Source organism: Nonomuraea turcica (assembly GCF_030718205.1).
Classification (GTDB): domain Bacteria; phylum Actinomycetota; class Actinomycetes; order Streptosporangiales; family Streptosporangiaceae; genus Nonomuraea.
Genome location: NZ_JAUZQF010000002.1, coordinates 420,454 through 434,039, shown reverse-complemented (window position 1 = coordinate 434,039; position 13,586 = coordinate 420,454). Strand labels below are relative to the sequence as shown.

Annotated in this window: 14 protein-coding genes; 9 read left to right on the top strand and 5 right to left on the bottom strand. The window is 68.0% G+C overall.

Annotated features, from left to right (window positions below):
* Positions 1–411: 411 nt before the first annotated feature.
* From Q9G87_RS07640 to Q9G87_RS07625, 4 genes are all read right to left on the bottom strand, one after another.
* Positions 412–1,092: a GmrSD restriction endonuclease domain-containing protein gene (locus Q9G87_RS07640; protein ID WP_305915499.1), complete on the bottom strand. Its 681-nt coding sequence runs from the start codon at positions 1,090–1,092 to the stop codon at positions 412–414.
* Between the two features lie 76 nt (positions 1,093–1,168).
* Positions 1,169–1,759 (bottom strand): SH3 domain-containing protein, encoded by a 591-nt coding sequence (locus Q9G87_RS07635; protein ID WP_305915498.1) that lies wholly within the window; start codon positions 1,757–1,759, stop codon positions 1,169–1,171.
* A 650-nt stretch (positions 1,760–2,409) separates the two neighbouring features.
* The gene (locus Q9G87_RS07630) at positions 2,410–2,790 is read right to left on the bottom strand and encodes a cytochrome c oxidase assembly protein (protein ID WP_305915497.1); all 381 of its coding nucleotides are present in this window, start codon (positions 2,788–2,790) and stop codon (positions 2,410–2,412) included.
* Positions 2,791–2,817: 27 nt separating this feature from the next.
* Positions 2,818–3,675 carry a cation diffusion facilitator family transporter gene (locus tag Q9G87_RS07625; protein WP_305915496.1) on the bottom strand — a complete coding sequence of 286 codons (858 nt, stop codon included), beginning with the start codon at positions 3,673–3,675 and terminating at the stop codon, positions 2,818–2,820.
* A 102-nt stretch (positions 3,676–3,777) separates the two neighbouring features.
* Between Q9G87_RS07625 and Q9G87_RS07620 the strand changes: the two genes are divergently transcribed.
* On the top strand, positions 3,778–3,960 hold the full coding sequence (locus Q9G87_RS07620) for a hypothetical protein (RefSeq protein ID WP_305915495.1): 183 nt from the start codon (positions 3,778–3,780) through the stop codon (positions 3,958–3,960).
* 39 nt (positions 3,961–3,999) lie between these two features.
* Here Q9G87_RS07620 and Q9G87_RS07615 read toward each other — a convergent pair whose 3' ends face one another.
* Positions 4,000–4,737: a PIG-L deacetylase family protein gene (locus Q9G87_RS07615; RefSeq protein WP_305915494.1), complete on the bottom strand. Its 738-nt coding sequence runs from the start codon at positions 4,735–4,737 to the stop codon at positions 4,000–4,002.
* A 603-nt stretch (positions 4,738–5,340) separates the two neighbouring features.
* Between Q9G87_RS07615 and Q9G87_RS07610 the strand changes: the two genes are divergently transcribed.
* From Q9G87_RS07610 to Q9G87_RS07575, 8 genes are all read left to right on the top strand, one after another.
* The gene (locus Q9G87_RS07610) at positions 5,341–5,928 is read left to right on the top strand and encodes an ABC transporter substrate-binding protein (RefSeq protein WP_371825751.1); all 588 of its coding nucleotides are present in this window, start codon (positions 5,341–5,343) and stop codon (positions 5,926–5,928) included.
* Complete coding sequence (locus Q9G87_RS07605; protein WP_305915493.1) at positions 5,901–6,299, top strand: ATP-binding cassette domain-containing protein; 399 nt, start codon at positions 5,901–5,903, stop codon at positions 6,297–6,299. Before Q9G87_RS07610 ends, Q9G87_RS07605 begins: the two co-directional genes overlap by 28 nt.
* A 249-nt stretch (positions 6,300–6,548) precedes the next feature.
* Positions 6,549–8,246 carry an ABC transporter substrate-binding protein gene (locus Q9G87_RS07600; protein ID WP_305915492.1) on the top strand — a complete coding sequence of 566 codons (1,698 nt, stop codon included), beginning with the start codon at positions 6,549–6,551 and terminating at the stop codon, positions 8,244–8,246.
* 26 nt (positions 8,247–8,272) lie between these two features.
* Positions 8,273–9,250 carry an ABC transporter permease gene (locus Q9G87_RS07595; protein ID WP_305915491.1) on the top strand — a complete coding sequence of 326 codons (978 nt, stop codon included), beginning with the start codon at positions 8,273–8,275 and terminating at the stop codon, positions 9,248–9,250.
* The gene (locus tag Q9G87_RS07590) at positions 9,247–10,161 is read left to right on the top strand and encodes an ABC transporter permease (protein ID WP_305915490.1); all 915 of its coding nucleotides are present in this window, start codon (positions 9,247–9,249) and stop codon (positions 10,159–10,161) included. The genes Q9G87_RS07595 and Q9G87_RS07590 overlap by 4 nt, the downstream gene beginning before the upstream one ends.
* Positions 10,158–11,951 carry a dipeptide ABC transporter ATP-binding protein gene (locus Q9G87_RS07585; protein ID WP_305915489.1) on the top strand — a complete coding sequence of 598 codons (1,794 nt, stop codon included), beginning with the start codon at positions 10,158–10,160 and terminating at the stop codon, positions 11,949–11,951. The genes Q9G87_RS07590 and Q9G87_RS07585 overlap by 4 nt, the downstream gene beginning before the upstream one ends.
* 14 nt (positions 11,952–11,965) lie before the next feature.
* Positions 11,966–12,319 carry a cupin domain-containing protein gene (locus tag Q9G87_RS07580; protein ID WP_305915488.1) on the top strand — a complete coding sequence of 118 codons (354 nt, stop codon included), beginning with the start codon at positions 11,966–11,968 and terminating at the stop codon, positions 12,317–12,319.
* The gene (locus Q9G87_RS07575) at positions 12,316–13,563 is read left to right on the top strand and encodes a threonine synthase (RefSeq protein WP_305915487.1); all 1,248 of its coding nucleotides are present in this window, start codon (positions 12,316–12,318) and stop codon (positions 13,561–13,563) included. Before Q9G87_RS07580 ends, Q9G87_RS07575 begins: the two co-directional genes overlap by 4 nt.
* The last annotated feature ends 23 nt before the right edge of the window (positions 13,564–13,586 follow it).

The following is a 13,586-nucleotide window of genomic DNA, read 5'->3' as shown; positions in this document are numbered from 1 at the left end:
GGCACGCACCGGCCGCGTCGGGCGGAGGCGGACCGATTGACCACTCGCCCGCGGTCTCCGGGCGGATCCGCCAACGAGGGCCGCCATCCTCTCAGCAGGGCCGTGGCCAGCGCGACCACCGGACGTGCCGGCCCAGAAGTGGTCGCCGCGCGGGAAGCCGACCCGATAGACCGTGCCGTCCGGTGACAGCTTCCCTGGGCGGCCCAGCGCCCGAGCCACGCTTTGCCAGTCGGCCTCGGTGGTCTTCATCATCGGCATCGGCTCACCGCGGTGTCCTCCTCCCTTCCCGCGTGGCCCGCCTGTGTCCCGGCCTTGTGTCCCCGCCGTGGTCGCTCCACGGCCGGTCAGCAGCAAGTCCACGCTGCTCTACCACGCCTTCGGCATCCAAACTCGCCGCTCGGCGCCGACTGGCTAGGACGAGGGACAAGTGTCGAGCATGTCGTCCAGGGCGTTCTTCTCGCGCGACGTGATGTGGAGTCGGTAGTGATGTTTGACCGTGATCCAGGCACGAGCATAGGTGCACCAGTACTCGGTGACGCTGGGTCGCCAATTGGCTGGGCTGTGACCTCCTTTGGCGAGGTTGGAGGATTCGCTGACCGGGATCAGTTCGGGCCGCACCACGTCATTGGCGAAGGCGTGGCGCCGAGCCGGGCTCCAGGTGTCGGCTCCGGAGATCCACGCATTGGCCAGAGGGACAACGTGGTCGACGTCGATCTGATCAGTGCTGGTGAGCGTTCGCCCGTCATATGGGCTGTACCAAATCCCGCTGATGGGACTGCAGGCAGCATCGCGGCCGACAGTCCACGCATTGAGCAGGAGGACGATTTCGCGAGTGTCGCATGCTCCCTTTTGGCGAGACCAGTCGGTCATGAATTCGGCGCGCTTGTATGTGTGGAGAGGATGCGGTTTGGCGACCGTCAGGCGCTCCAGTTCGGCACGGGCTTGGCGGACGGAATTCGGCTCGGCCAGCGCGGCGGGAGCGATGGCCAGGGATTTTGCGCTCTGCGTGCCGAGAAGCAGGATGATGACCGCGGCCAGGCGAGAACATCCGGTGACGAGTCGCAGGGTCGCCCGGCCTGTGGCACGAGGCATCCGACGTGGCCATGCTGGGTGGTCCCCGCCCGGCCGGAGCCGGGAGGGACGGTGAAGGGCAGCCATGTGCGGATGGCTACCTGGCGGCTTTGCGCAGGTAGTGGGCCGAGGCCCAGCCGTGTTGCCCGTTGGCGGTGGTGACGGCGAGCCAGCCGTTGGTGCTGGTGCATGTCCCGGCTGGGTGGTCGTCGCGGGTGCGTATCTTTCCGATCGGGTGGTAGCGCAGTCCCGGGCCGGAGCGAACGTTCAGGTAGCTGATCGGCCTCACCCCGTACAGGGTGTAGCGGCATGCAGTGGCGGATGGGCCGGTTGGAGCCTGTCCCTTGCCCGTTCGGCCTGTCGGTTTGCGTAGAAGATGGTCGGTATGCGCCCAGCCGTGTGTTCCGCCGGGCGTGGTGACGGCCAGCCAGCCGTCTGTGGCGGTGCAGGATCCGTGGACGTGGGTGTCTGCGGCGCTCAGCTTGCCTACGATGCCGTGGCGGTCGCCGGCACCTGATCGGACGGGGACGGTCTCGCCGCGCTTGATGTGGGTGGGCGCGTAGTGACACTGTGCTTGGGGCGGCGTGTGGAGGATGCGGTGGCTGGCGGTGGCCGGTGACGCGGATATGAGAAGCAGCCCCGCGCTCGTGCTGAGTGTCATGGCGGCGTTCAGACGGGAGATGTTCACAAGATCATTCCTTTCGATCGTGCATCGCCTCACCCTGGGGGTTCGGTGGGGTTGGGGGAGCCGGCTGAGGCCAGGCCCACGATTACTACGCAGAGTAATTTACTTATTACGCAGAGTTTAAACTCGGATGGTCCAAATGCCAGAGTTTCGCAAGTTGGTGTGGGGACCTGAGGCCTGATTTCAGGGCTTAGGCGCTGGTCGGCGCCCCCTTCCGGGCGGCTCACCGTGCGGAAAAGCGTGCACGCTACTGTTGCCGCTCGTCCTGCGAGCGGCCGAGCAGACGGCGCTTGTTGCGTTGATGAAGGCGACAGGAGCTTCAAGGCTCGGACGCGTGTCGATCTCAAAGGCGGACGTGCCGGTGTTTGGCCTCAAACGGTATGGGTGTGCAGAGAGCTGCACGTTGGGAGGCCAGTGGCCTGCGAGGCCAAGTGGTCCCGGCTGCGTCCCTGATCGTCGGCCATGTCAACGACGGCGTAGTGCGAGGCGGTCAAGCGCCTGATCGATCCGCAGGACGTGCGTGCGCTCGAGTGGGTGGCCGGTGCCGGCCTTGTGAGTGCTGCGTGACGCGGCCCGCGAGATCTACCACCGGCTGATCCATGACCTGCCGAGGCTGAGCGCCGCACCGTTCACGCCGATCCCGACGGCCCCGATCACCATGCGCTCGGCACCGCGGGCGCCGCACGACCAGCACGGCGCCCGCGGTGCCGAAGACGCAGCAGAAACACGCACAGGATCAGGTGCGCCACGGCGGCGATCGCCAGCATGGCCACGCGTGTCGGCCAGCGCACCGAACGGGGAATCGGGTCGCTACCCACCACCACCCAGAACAGCAACGTCCCGGCGAGGACGAAGAGGGCCTGGGTGCCAGCGGACGCGTGATCGCCCGTATCAAACATCCGTCGAGCAGTGCCCGGTGCGCCTCGCCGGACTGAGACAGAGGCGACATCGACGCCGGTCAGCAGGACTGCGGCGAGCGCGAACAGCCCGCCGATCCAGGCCAGCGCGCAGCCGGTGGATGCTGCCGCGGTCACAGCAGCGGGCGGGTGGCGTGGTGGGCGCTAGGGCGGCGGAGCCGCTGGGCTGACGTGGACCAGCGCATCGACCAGTTTCGGCACGCCGCGGAGCAGGGCCTGCCTGGCCTGGTCGGCGACCTCATGAGCTTCGGCGAAGGAGAGGCTTCCGGTGGCGCGGATGGATACCTCTGAACGCAACCGGTGTCCGACCCACCGCATCCGGACGGTGTCCACCGCAGTGACCTGGGGAACCGATGAGAGGACCTCCTCGGCGCGGGAGATAAGCGCCGGATCCACGCCGTCCATCAGCCGCCGGTAGATCTCCTTGGCGGCGGTGACCAGGACCATGACGATGGCGGCACAGATGATCAGGCCGACTATCGGGTCTGCCAGCGGGAACCCCAGTGCGACGCCGGCCGCGCTGAAAACCACCGCCAGGGAGGTGAGCCCGTCGGTGCGTGCATGGAGCCCGTCGGCTACCAGGGCGGCGGAGCCGATGCGCCGGCCGACCCGGATGCGATAGACGGCTACGAGCTCGTTGCCGGCGAACCCGATCAGCCCCGCGGCGAAGACCCAGCCCACGTTGGTGATTTCCTGCGGGTCGATGAGCCTTTTGATCGACTCGTACCCGGCCAGGGCGGCTGACGCCGCGATGGTCAGCACGATGAAGACTCCCGCGATGTCCTCCGCCCTGCCGTAGCCGTAGGTGTAGCGGCGGTTTGCGGCACGCCGTCCCAGGACGAAGGCGAACCACAGCGGTACCGCGGTGAGAGCGTCGGCGAAATTGTGCACGGTGTCGGCCAGCAGGGCCACCGATCCGCTGATCGCGACCACTAATACCTGCAGGAGGGCAGTGACGCCGAGCCCGACCAGGCTGATCTTCAGCGCGCGGATGCCTTCCACGCTGGCCTCAAGAGCATCATCCAGAGAATCCGACGCATCGTGGGAATGTGGGGTGAAAAGGTGCCGCACCCCCGACCAGAGGCCCCGGCCAGCCCCGTGCCCATGTCCGTGCCCATGCCCGTGCCCATGTCCGTGACCGGTTGCGGTTCCGTGAGCGTGCCCGTGCCCGGACTCGTGCGCGTGACCGTGCCCATGTCCGGTTTCGGTTTCGGTTTCGGTTTCGTGAGCGTGTCCGGACTTGTGTCCGTGCCCCTGTCCGTGGTCACGCTCGTGTTCGCGCGCTGAATGTTGGTCTTGTTGTGTCATTGGGGCGTCCGATCGAGATCAGCGGACCAGGGTGGGCAGGTGGAAGTCGCCTTCCCGGCGGTAGGCCTCGGCGAAGGCATAGCGTCCGTGATGACCGATGCCGTGGTAGATGTGCACTGCCTTGTCCAGGGCGCGGTGGACGGCCCGTCCGCGTTCGAGGTCGCTGCTCAACCCAGCGAAGCCGGGCACCAGGGCTTCGAGGTCGGTAGGAGTGAGTTGTTCGGTCCAGTGCCGGCCGGAGAACTCCATCTGCGATTCCAAGAGGTCCATGGCGGCCACCTTCTGCTCCCAGCGCGGGGCGATGTCGACCACGCAGTTGGGGCGCGATGGGGTCATGTAGTAGATGGTCGGCACGGGATGTGGGTCCAGGCCGTCGTCGTCGGCGAAGTCGCGGGAAGCCAGCCCCAGGGCCTCGAGGATGAGCGTCATGGCCGGTCGCCGGTCGGGATCGAGATCGGCCAAGGAGTGCTCGGGGTCCTGGGTAATGACGATCGTCGGGCGGACCGTGCGGATCGCACAGACCAGGGCGCGCTTGTGCTCCTCGTCCACGGCCACGTACCCGTTGCGGAATCCCAGGAAGTCGACCTCGACGCCGAGCACGTCCGCCGCCTTGCTCACATCGGCGCGCATGCGCTCGCGGCACAGCATGAGGGTGGCGAACGACTGGCCGCCCGCGGCGACATTGGCCGCCAGGGCTCCTCCGCACTCCACCAGTTCCATCCCGTAAACGCCAATAAGCAGCACACGTTCGGGCATTGTCTGCAGTCCTCCATCCACCATAAACCGCCTATGTCTGGAGTTAAGCCCACTTGTTACGGAAAGTGCAAGGGGTCGATATCAATCCCGGTAAATCGGAAAAGGAGTCATCTGCGGGCTGTGCACAGTTGCATAGGCCTTGCAAGAGCGTCTACTTTGAAGGAGGGTTCTGGACGCAGTTGCAGGACGTCGTCAACGTTCACACAGGTTTATCGCGCTGGAAATGAAGGGCTGAATAGGGTCTTGTTTCGTGTTGATATGCGGCATTCCATGCGGGAACGCTGCTTACCTGATCGGACTCCCTCGCATATCAGGCCCAATCCGTAAGCCGGGCAGTGCCAGAAAAGCCTGCCGTCAAGGAGGCTTCCCCCATGTTCCCGCCTGCGGCGCGGGGGCGGAGCGTGCGGCGCCTCGACCGCGGCCTCGGCCTGGTCAACTGACAGCACGGCTCCCGCTTCTCGCCCGTGCTCAAGGCCGTGTCCTCGGCCACCGCGGACGGCAATACGGTGACCATCACCCTCAAGTCCCCGGACCCGGAGTTCCCAGTACGGCTGCTCGCCGACATGCCGGTCCTGGCCAAGCACGTCTGGTCCTCGATCGCCGATCCTGAAGGCGCGCCGACGAGCGCGGGCCGTGGGCACCGGCCCGTACAAGCTGACGTCCTACGTCAACAACCAGCGCTACGAACTCACCGCCAACCCCGGATACGCACTGGGCAAACCCAAGATCGGCAAACTGGTGGAGTCCGTCGTGCCGGAGCAGCAGACCGCGCTGGCGGCGCTGCGTACCGGCGAGGTCCACATGGTCACCAAAGAGTTTGCCACCGCAGCTGATCGAGTAGCTCCGCAGTCAGAGCAACACAGGGCTGGCCACGGGCAGCAACTTCTCCAGCACGCTGCTGCTGTTCAACGCCGCCAAGCCGCCGTTCGACAAGCCCGAGGTACGGCAGGCCCTGTCCGCCGTGATCAACGTCGATTGATCCTGGTGAACACCGTCCTGCTGGGCGAGGGCACGGCCGGCAGCGCCGGCTTCTGGCATCCCGAGGCACCCGGCGCCACCCCCGTCAAGCACACCATGTCGCCTGCCACCATGCCGGCGATCGGACTCCCCAGCCGCCGGGTACGTGCGCTGGAGGGCGTGGAACTGGACTTCGGGCAAGGGAAGTGCTCGGCTCCCTGCACCCCGCGCTGACCGTCGCCGCGATCGTCGCCGAGCCGCTGCGCATCGCCGCCGTTCCCCGCGCGAGGGCTGTCGAGCGGGTCGATGCTGCCCTCGCCGCCGGCCTCTCACCCGACGCCCAGCTTCTCGGCACCTACCCCGACCGGCTCTCCGGTGGCCAGCGCCAGCGGGTGGCCATAGCCCGCGCACTGGTGAACCACCCCCGTCCTGCTGCCGGCGGACGAGGCCACATCCTGACCAATGGCGCCTCACCGGTCTGGACCTTCCCGTACACGGGCCTGCCGTACATCCTTCGACGGCCAGGTTGTGATGTCACTTGTTCTTTTCTCGCTCGGCGACGCGTAAGCGATATTGCCGGGGTAGCCTCTCTGTCATCCGGCTGAAATATGCGGGCAAATGGCGCACGCTTCGCACTTGGGAACCGTTCCCATCTTATGGGGATATGTTGACGTGCGATTCGCGTGCACTTTACTTTGAGTGGAAGACGTTCAGGTGCGGTGATGTCGCCGCCACGATTCATCCATTCTTCTTGATGATTTATGTCGTGGTTCGGCTGGAGAAATCATGCCGTTCCGTATTCCACTGAATGCAGCTGTCCCGGCCCTCATCGCGCCCCGGTGAGAGGAGACGAAGTGCGCCCATTCCGAAGAACGCTGAGCCTGGCCCTGGCCGGCTCGCTGGTATTGGCCGGTGGCGCGTGCACCAGCGGCCCTCAAGGCACGGGCGACCCCGATGCGGCGAAACTCCAGCCGATCGTCGACGACGTGTCCGGCCGTACCCGGGTGCCGGTCGTGAAGTTACTGACGAAGACCCCGGCCGAGGATCCGCGGCGCTACGAACAGGCCCGCCTGATCGTCGAGGCGTGGCAGCAGGCGGGCATCCCGGCCGAGCTGCTCGCCGTTCGAGGCGCGGAGGTGACGCGCCGGGCCTTCACCAGCAAGGACTTCGACGCCTATCTCGTGGTCTACGACCCGACTCCGGACCGGCTCGACCCGGACAACATCCTGGCGCGGTTCACCTCGGCCAGTGCCGGGACCTCCGGCTCCAACGTCTCCGGCTACCGCAACCGCGAGTTCGACACCCTGTACAAGGCACAGCAGACCGCCACGAGCGAGACCGACCGGATCGACGCGGTGAAGCGGGCCCAGGCCCTTCTGTACGAGCAGCAGCCGGTCCGCCCGTTCGCCCACGTCGTCGTGGGCGGGGCGTACCGCTCGGACAGGTGGGACGGCATTCGCGGCGCCCTGGGCTACCCGGTGTTCAACATCTGGAACTCGATCAACGCCAGTCCGAAGACCGGCAAGCGCACGCTGGTCGTCGGCACCATCTACGAGCCGCCGACGCTGAACCCCGTCACCCTGGAGACCACCGAGGCGCAGCTGCCGCTGTCGCACATCTACGACAGCCTCGTACGGATCGGGCCGGACGGCGAACTGCGCAACTGGGCCGCGACATCCGTCGAGGTCAACGGGAAGCAGGTGACCGCCACCCTGCGGCCGGACATGAGGTTCAGCGACGGGGAGCCCGTCAGCGCGGCCGACGTGGCGTTCACGGTCAGATATCTGATCGACAAGAAGTCGCCCCTGTTCGGCCCCAAGCTCGCCGGCGTGCGGGAGGTGCGGGCCAAGGGCGAATCGGTCGAGTTCACGCTGGCCGACTCGTCGTCGAGCTTCGTGCCCACTGTGCTGGCGCAGATGCCGATCCTTCCCGAACACGTCTGGAAGAAGGTGGACGACCCGGCGAGGTTCTCCAACGACTCCCCGGTCGGGTCCGGGCCGTTCGCGTTCGCCGGCCGCAAGCTCGGCGCGGAGATCAGGTTCGCCTCGAACAAGGAGCACTTCTCGGCCCCGAAGATCGACGGCCTGGTGATGACCGTGCTCGGCAGCTTCGACGCCGAGGTCGGAGGGCTGGCCCAAGGCGACATCGACATGCTCGGCGACATCCAGAGCGTCGCCCAACTGGGCTCGCTGCGCGGCAAGGGCGGGATCACGGTGATACCGGTCGAGAGCTTCGGCTGGTCCGGGCTTCACTACAACGTGCGCAAGGCACCGTTCGACGACCGCCACTTCCGGCGCGCACTGTCCTACCTCGTCCCCGTGCAGGACATCATCGACGTGGTCCTCGACGGCCAGGGCAAACCGGCGGGGTCGGTAATCGCGCCCACGCTGGACAAATGGCACAACTCCTCGCTCAAGCCATTCCCCTACGACCTCAGGGCTGCGATGAACGAACTACGCGAAGCGGGCTACGCGTTCGACCGCGGTGGTGCCCTCTACTACCCCCAGGCAGGCGCCGACAAGCGGCTTCGCGACAACGACGTCGCGGGCTGATCCGGCAGCAGGCAAGGAAACTCCCCATGGCGCTACTGCACTTCACCGCCAGGCGGATCACGCAGATGGTCATGACCATCGTGATCATCGTTCCCCTGACCTTCATGCTCTTCCGCGCCGTGCCGGGCGATCCCGGCGCGGCCGTGATCGGACCGGATCTCGACCCGTCCGTGGCCGCGACGCTCCGCGAACGCTACGGCCTGGACCAGCCGCTCGCCGTCCAGTTCACCCGGTATCTCGGCGGACTCCTGCAGGGCGATCTCGGCCTGTCCTTCCAGTACAAGCAGCCGGTCGGTGACATCCTGCTGGGCAAGCTGGTCAACACCGCGGTGCTGGTCGTACCGGCCATCACGCTCGCCCTGGTGCTAGGAACGGCCCTCGGCGCGATCGCCGCCAGACGACGGGGGCTCCTCGACGCGCTGCTGCGCAACGGCGCGTTCGTCGCGAAGGCCTCGCCCGTCTTCTGGACCGCGACCTTGGGCCTGCTCCTGTTCAGCTACCGCCTGGAGTGGGTCCCTTCGATCGGCATGTCGACCCCCGGCCAAGGTGCCGCCAACGCCGGTATGGCCCTGTTCGCCTCTCCGGACTTCTGGTGGCACCTGATCCTGCCGCTCGCCGTCATGACCCTCTACCTGGTGCCCGAGCCACTGCTGACCATGAGAACCGCGATGACCGACGTCATGCACGAGGACTTCATCTCGCTGGGCCGCGCGCAGGGGATGTCCACCGCTCGGAGCACGTACCTGCACGCGGCCCGCAACGCCATGCTCCCCGTCGTCAGCCTGATGCCGGCGCTCACCGGAGTGATCATCGGCGGGCAAGTGATCATCGAGACCATCTTCTCCTGGCCGGGAATGGGACGGACCATCGTGGATGCGGTCAACACCTTCGACTATCCGATGATGCAGGGCGTCTTCCTCCTGACGGCGCTGATGGCCGTCGCCGTCAACGCCGTCATCGACGTCCTGTACGCGTATCTCGATCCGCGCGTGAGGCTGGCATGATCAGCTCGTCCGTGCCGATGCGCGGCTCGGTGTGGCGCGGCAAGGTCGCCACGGGCGCCCTGCGGGTGGGCCGCACGCTCTGGTCCACCCCCAGCGGCCGGGCGGCCGTCGTCATCGTCGGCGCGTTCCTGCTGATCGCCGCACTCGCCCCGATGATCGCCACGTACGGCCCGCTGGAGCGGGTGCGCGGCGAGCAGGGAGGTCTCGCCCGGCTGTTGCCGCCCAGCGCGGCGCACCCGTTCGGCACCACCAACTTCGGCCGTGACGTCTTCAGCCAGGTGGTCTGGGGCACCCGCCGGACCTTGACGATCGCCGGGATCGCCGCCCTGGCCACGGCGCTGATCGGGCTCAACGTCGGCCTGATCGCCGGCTACCTCGGAGGCAAGGTGGACGCGGTCCTCATGCGCCTGGCCGACAGCGCCTACGCGATCCCGTTCCTGCCCCTGGCCCTGGTGCTGGTCGGCATCTTCGGCCGCTCCGACACCGTGCTGGTCCTGGCCATCGCCGCACTTTTCTGGCGGACCACCGCCCGGGTCGTGCGCTCGCAGGTGCTGTCGTTGAAGGAGCGTTCGTTCGTCAAGGCAGCGATCGTCAGCGGCGCCTCGCGGCGGCGCGTCCTGTACGTACACATCGCCCCGAACGTCGCCTCACTCGCCATCCTGTACGGGATGCTGCTGGTCGCCGAGGCCGTACTCGCGGAGGCGAGCCTCAGCTTCCTGGGCATGGCGCCCCCGAACACGGTCTCCTGGGGAACGATCATGTTCGACGCCTTCACCTCCCAGGAGATGCGCCGCGCCTGGTGGTGGCCCCTGTTCCCAGGCCTGGCGATCATGCTGTTCGTCTTCGCCCTCTCGCTCCTCGGCCGGGCGCATGAGTCCCTGCAACGACGTCGACTGGAGACGCTGCCGTGAGCTCGATCCTTGATGTGCGCGGCCTGACGGTGGAATACCCAGCCGGACCGGCGGCCGCCGTGCGCGACCTGTCGTTCTCCATCGGCACGGGCGAGGTGCTTGGCCTGATCGGGGAGTCGGGATCGGGCAAGACCACCGCCGCCAAGGCGATTCTGCGGCTGCTGCCTCCGAGCGCGCGAGTCTCGGGACAGATCGCCTTCGAGGGTTCCGACCTGGCGTCCTTGTCGGACAAGCGGTTGCGCGGACTCAGGTGGGAGCGGCTCTCCCTGGTTCCGCAGGCGGCGATGAACTGCCTGGATCCGGTCCAGCGGGTGGATCGGCAGCTCGCCGAAGTGATCCGGATGCACCGGCGCACCCCGCGCAAGCAGGCGATGGCGTTGGCGAGGGAGGCGCTGGACAAGGTCGGGATCCCAGCCGACCGGGCCGCCGCGTACCCTCACCAGTACAGCGGCGGCATGCGGCAGCGCGCCCTGATCGCCATGGCGACGCTGCTCAAGCCGGACCTGCTGATCGCCGACGAGCCGACGACCGGGCTGGATGTGATCGTGCAGGACCGGATCATGGCGCTGCTCGCCGACGCCAAACGCGAACTCGGCCTGTCCATGCTGCTCGTGACCCATGATCTCGGGGTGGCCGCGGAGATCTGCGACCGGGTGGTGGTGCTCAAGGACGGCGCCGGCATCGAGTCAGGACCCGTCGCGGCGGTCATGGGCGCGCCCCAGCACCCCTACACCCGGCGGCTCCTGCACGAGACGGCGGCTCGCCCGAGCGGGCACGGCCGGCAGCAGGTCGGGACCGGGCCGGTGGCGGTCGGCCTGGACCGGCTGGAGGTGCGTCACGCCACGGGCCGCGGTCTGGCCACGTTGCGCGGGTCCCGTCAGGTGGCCGCCGTCGACGATGTGTCGATGCTGGTACGTGAGGGCGAGATCGTCGGGCTGGCCGGCGAGAGCGGCTGCGGCAAGAGTTCCCTCGTCTCGGCCCTGGTGGGGTTGACCGCGATCTCCGGCGGCCGGGTGCGAATCGGCCAGACCACGCTCGGCCCCGGAGCCGCGGACTGGCGTCCGCTGCGATCACAGGTCCAGCTGGTGTTCCAGGACCCGTACCAGTCCCTCAATCCCCGCCTCACCGTGCGCCGGGAGGTCGCCGAGCCGCTCCTGGCCCAGTTGCGCCTGCCCGAGGAGGAGGTGGAGCGCAGGGTGATAGCCGCCCTGGAGGCGGCCGAGCTCAGGCCCGCCGAGAGGTACGCCGCGCGCCGTCCCCACGAGCTGAGCGGCGGCGAGCGGCAGCGGGTGGCGATCGCCCGCGCGTTGGTACTGGAACCGCGCGTGCTGCTCGCCGACGAGCCGGTGTCGATGCTCGACCGGTCCACCGGCGGCGAGATCGTACGGCTGCTGCGGCGCCTTGCCGAGGAACTGCGCGTCGCCGTCGTCCTGGTCTCCCACGACCTCTCCGTCCTGCGGCAGATCTGCGACCGGATCGGGATCATGTACCTGGGGCGGCTCGTCGAGACCGGGCCGGCTCACCAGGTGCTGGAACATCCCCGGCACCCGTACACCCGGGCGCTTCTCGACGCCGTTCCCTCGCCTGATCCGTCCGTGCGCCGCACCAGAGTCCTGCTGCCGGGTGAGCCGCCGTCGGCGCTCGACCGCCCGCCCGGATGTGCCTTCCACGACCGTTGTCACCTGGCCAAGGAACGTTGCCACCACGACCTGCCCGCACTGTCATCGGACGCGCACGCCGCCGCGTGCTGGTTCCCCATGAACGGGCCATCCGCCGTTTCCCCGATCTGAAAGAGGAGGACGTCATGCCCATCGTGCTCAGCCCGGAAGACGTGGTGTCGCACGACACGGACGCCAGAAGGATCTGGCGACTGCTGACCCCCGAAACCTGCGGCGCCAACCTCGGCGCAGTCGCCGGCCTCGTCGCCTACAAGTACCGCTCGCCGGCCGACGAGCCCCCGGCCGGGCAACTCGGCGAGGGCCACGCGCGTGCCGAGTTCTACTACGTCACGCAAGGCGCCGGCGTGGTCCGCACGCCGGCCGAACGGCTGGAGATCGCCGCAGGCCAGGCCTTCGTCATCGAGGCCGGGATCCCGCACACCATCTGGTCCGACCAGCCGGACCAGCCGGTGCTCACCTTCTACGTATCGCTCAAATGACGGCCGTCGCCTCTGCGGCGATCGCCCAGCGCTCCATGGGCGATCCCTCGATCGAGTACTCCCTGTGGCCGCCGCTCACCTCCGGCTGCCCCAAGACCAGCACCAAGACCGTGAGCTATCCCGTCGAGGTGACCTACGACTACGAGGCCGTGCCGCCAGACCTGTTCCAACGGGAACGGCCACCTGCGGGCCTGCACGGCTGGGCGCCCATGCTCCCGCCGCTCGACGACCGGTTACGCCTCGGCATCGGTGACACCCCACTACTGTCGGCCCCCACGATCGACCGATTCACGGGCGCCCACACCCTGCTGAAGGACGAGAGCCGCAACCCGACCTGGAGCCACAAGGACCGGCTCAACCTCTGCACGGTCAGCGCCGCCGCCCTGACCGGAGCACCAGGGGTCGTTGTGGCCTCCTCGGGCAACCACGGCGCTTCGGCCGCCGCGTTGTCGGCACGGCTCGGCCTGCCGTGCGTGGTCATCACCTCGGCCGGCATGCCTCCGGCCATCGGCTCGTTCCTCGCGGCGTACGGGGCGGCGGTGCTCGTCGTCCAGCGCGAGGCACGCTGGCAGGTGCTTCGGGAGATCGTCAGCAGGCTCCGCTACCACCCCGTGAGCAACCTGACCGCGACGCACACCGGGCACCCGTTCGGCGTGGAGGGCTACAAGACCATCGCCTACGAACTGTTCCTGCAGCTCGACCGGGCCGTACCCGAGGCGGTGTTCGTCCCGACCGGATACGGCGAGCTGCTCTACGGCGTCTACAAGGGCTTCGCCGAGCTACGCGATCTCGGGCTCACCTCCCGGCTGCCGCGCATGTACGCGTGCGAGCCCGCGGCGCGCGCGCCCTTGGCGAGGGCGATCGACCTTGGCCTGCCCGCGACCACGGTCCACGGCGCCGATACCTCCGCCTACGCCATCGGCACCACGGTCAGCGGCTATCGCGCCACGGTCGCCGTGCGAGGCAGCGGCGGCAGGGCGGTCCGGGTCACGGACGAGGAGATGTCGGCCGCGCAGCGGGAGTTGGCTCGCTCGGGGATGTGGCAGGAGTTGTCCGCGTCCGCCGGGGTGGCCGGGCTGCGCCAGGTGATCGCGTCCGGCACCCGGTTCGACGGCCACGTCGTCTGCCTGTGCACATCCAGCGGATTCAAGGACAAGACCGTCGGGCAAGAGACCTGGCAGGCAGGGGATGCCGACTGGGCCTCGATACGGCGTGAGTTACACCGGCAGGGGCTGGCGGTGTAACCACCCGGGCAAGGAAGGAAAGC